Source organism: Halobacillus sp. BBL2006, assembly GCF_000786645.1.
Lineage (GTDB): Bacteria > Bacillota > Bacilli > Bacillales > Halobacillaceae > Halobacillus.
In genome coordinates, this window is sequence record NZ_JRNX01000418.1 from 1 (window position 1) to 2,592 (window position 2,592).

General features: G+C 41.6%; 3 protein-coding genes. All 3 read left to right on the forward strand.

From position 1 onward, the window contains the following. The first annotated feature begins 21 nt into the window (after nucleotides 1-21). Nucleotides 22-1,311, forward strand: a complete 1,290-nt coding sequence (locus tag LD39_RS12685) for a carbohydrate ABC transporter permease (protein WP_035547268.1) — start codon at nucleotides 22-24, stop codon at nucleotides 1,309-1,311. Nucleotide 1,312: 1 nt separating this feature from the next. Beyond that, nucleotides 1,313-2,155 carry a sugar ABC transporter permease gene (locus LD39_RS12690; RefSeq protein WP_035547262.1) on the forward strand — a complete coding sequence of 281 codons (843 nt, stop codon included), beginning with the start codon at nucleotides 1,313-1,315 and terminating at the stop codon, nucleotides 2,153-2,155. Between the two features lie 163 nt (nucleotides 2,156-2,318). Further along, nucleotides 2,319-2,592: LacI family DNA-binding transcriptional regulator (locus LD39_RS12695; RefSeq protein WP_035547265.1), on the forward strand; the 274-nt coding region annotated here is incomplete at its 3' end.

A 2,592-nucleotide genomic window follows, 5' to 3' on the forward strand; every position in this document is an offset into this window, starting at 1 on the left:
AACAGAGAAAGGAGCCTGAACATGGGGGAAAATGAAAATCAACACCAGTCCAATCATAGAAAAATAGCTTTAGGGCTATCTATTATTCCAGGGCTCGGACAGTTTTATAACAAGCAGTGGATTAAAGGGTTAGTCTTTCTCATTTTGACAGCATCTTTTGGCATTGCTTTCAAAGACTTGATCCAGTTCGGATTTTGGGGGCTAATCACTCTTGGAATCGATCCCGCATACGACCATTCGATTACACTACTGGTTGAAGGGATTTTGACGATCATCGTTACCGTTCTAGGGTTAGGCATTTATATTTTTAATTTAAGAGATGCTTTCAAAGTGGGCAAGCAGAGGGACATGAATGAAAATCCAAACTCGATCCGAGAGCAATATCAAAATCTGGTCGGGGGCGGTTTCCCTTATTTAATGATGACACCAGGTTTTCTACTATTAATCTTTGTTGTCATTTTCCCGATTCTTTTCGTAGTTTTACTCTCGTTTACGAACTATGATTTATACCATTCACCTCCTGCAAGTCTTGTAGACTGGGTCTGGTTTAAGAACTTCATAGAAATCTTTAGTATTCCGATTTGGCGTGAAACGTTCTTTAGCGTTTTAGCATGGACAGTTATTTGGACCTTTGGTGCAACAACACTCCAAATTGCTCTAGGAATTTTCTTAGCTGTTTTGATGAATCAAAAAGAAATCAAATTCCAAAAAATCTTCCGTACCATCTTTATTTTGCCTTGGGCGGTTCCGGCATTCGTTTCCATTCTAGTATTCGCTGGGATGTTTAATGAGACGTTCGGAACGATTAATAATGATATCCTTGCGATCTTTGGATTAGGGGATATCCCTTGGTTAACGAACCCAGTGTATACGAAGATTGCACTGATTATGATTCAGACATGGCTTGGTTTCCCGTTCATTTTTGCGATGGTGACAGGTGTACTTCAGTCGATTCCGAATGAGCTTTATGAAGCGGCTGAAGTAGACGGAGCAACGATTGTCCAGAAATTCAGAAACATTACGCTTCCGCTCGTGCTTTATGCAACAGCACCGATTTTGATCACGCAATACACCTTCAACTTCAATAACTTTAATGTAATTTTCCTTTTCAATGGTGGAGGACCTGCAGTACCGGGACAAAACGCTGGAGGTACAGATATTTTGATTTCTTGGATTTATTCCTTGACTATGACTTCTGCGCAGTACGGAAAAGCTGCAGCTATCACGATGATCCTATCGTTAATCGTTATTGCTGTCGCACTATGGCAGTTTAGAAGAACGAAATCATTCCAAGAAGAGGATATGATGTAATATGAAGAGAAATAGAGGAAAAACACTACAGCTGACGTTATCTTATTTAGTGATTGCGGTTATGTGCGTGATTATTTTGTATCCGATTTTGTGGATTGTCGGGTCATCCCTCAACCCAGGGAATAGTCTTTCCGGCTCATCTATGATTCCATCGAATGCCACGTTTAAACATTATCAGGAGTTATTCAATCCTGCAGAAAGTGATTATTTGATCTGGTATTGGAATACAATGAAAATTTGTATTTTGACGATGGTCCTGTCCGTTGCGCTTGTTTGTTTAACGGCCTATTCTTTCTCCAGGTTCCGTTTTGTCGGCAGAAAGAATGGATTGATGACCTTCTTGATCCTGCAAATGATTCCAAACTTTGCCGCGTTGATCGCAATTTATGCACTGGCGAACTTGACAGGGCTCATTGATACTCACCTATCTCTGATCCTTGTGTACACAGGCGGAGCGATTCCGATGAATACGTATTTGATGAAAGGGTATTTGGATACGATTCCGAGGGAGTTGGATGAGTCTGCACGGATGGATGGAGCAGGAAACTTCCGTATTTTTTGGCAGATTGTCATGCCGCTAGCCAAACCGATGATTGCCGTCATTTCCTTGTTTACGTTCATCACACCATTTACAGATTTTATCCTGGCGCGAATTTTACTACGTTCCGATGAAAAACTTACCCTGGCCGTAGGTCTTTATGAAATGATCTCTGATCAGTTCGGGAATGAATTCACGTTATTTGCAGCAGGATCCGTATTAATCGCGGTTCCAATATCGATTCTTTTCTTATCCTTGCAAAAATATTTCGTATCCGGTTTGACAGCGGGAGGTACAAAAGGATAATCTTTATCAAAGATAGGAAGCGGAGTGTAAGTAAAGCATTCCGCTTCTGCTTAAGTTAGAGCGGTTTTTCAGAGGTAAGAATAGAAATTGGATAAAAAGAACTGTACGAAAAGGTTTAATGCTACAATAGAAGATAACGTTTTCATAATAGAAGGTGATCGTAATGGGAGTGACAATTAAAGATGTAGCGAAAGCAGCCGGTGTAGCACCGTCTACGGTCTCTCGTGTCATCGCTGATCACCCGCGTATAAGTGATGCCACGAAGAAGCGGGTGAAAAAAGCGATGAAAGAAATGGGGTACCACCCGAATGCCAACGCGAGAAGTTTGGCCAACCGTTCGAGTCAGTCGATTGGAGTCGTCATGCCTTCAAGTGCAGACAAAGCCCTCCAAAACCCGTTTTTTCCGGAGGTTTTACGTGGCATAAGCGGTATTACGC